This window comes from Naasia sp. SYSU D00057 (assembly GCF_017916505.1).
In the GTDB taxonomy this organism is placed as follows: Bacteria; Actinomycetota; Actinomycetes; order Actinomycetales; family Microbacteriaceae; genus Naasia.
This window is the reverse complement of the sequence record NZ_JAFMSZ010000021.1, coordinates 1-465: the sequence shown is the minus strand read 5'-3', so window position 1 is coordinate 465 and position 465 is coordinate 1. Positions and strand designations below refer to the sequence as shown.

General features: G+C 68.6%; 1 protein-coding gene. It reads right to left on the bottom strand.

From position 1 onward, the window contains the following. The coding region (locus tag J3P36_RS16095) for a hypothetical protein (RefSeq protein WP_210509267.1) at positions 1–465 on the bottom strand (465 nt) is incomplete at both ends.

Genomic DNA, 465 nt, shown 5'->3' with positions numbered 1-465 from the left:
CGGAAATCCGGCGTGATGAAATCGCCGTCCCAGGCGCGGGCGAGGTCGATGACGTTGGGATAGGTGACGCCCGGCATCAGCAGCCCGACCACCGGCGTGCCGTCGGCGCGGCGATAGGTGCAGCGGCGGGCGAATTCGAACACCTCCTCGATGCTGCGCGGCGGGCGGGTGATGCCGCGCTCCGCGAAGATCTCCGCATTGTAGTGCAGGCCGGAGGAAGCGTGGCGCATCGGCATGCCCACCAGCGTGCCGGCGGCCTTCATGCCCTCGATCAGGCCGGGGAAGACATCCGCCTGGTCCTCGATCGGCTCCCGCGCCAGGAAGGGCTCCAGCGGTTCGAACAGCTGCACGCTGCGGGGCGAGACCATGGTGTTCAGCACGAAGCCGACATCGATGGTGGTGGAGGGGAGCGACGCCTCGCGCTGCAGCCTTTCCCACAGCGGGCCGGTATCGAAGCTGGTCCAC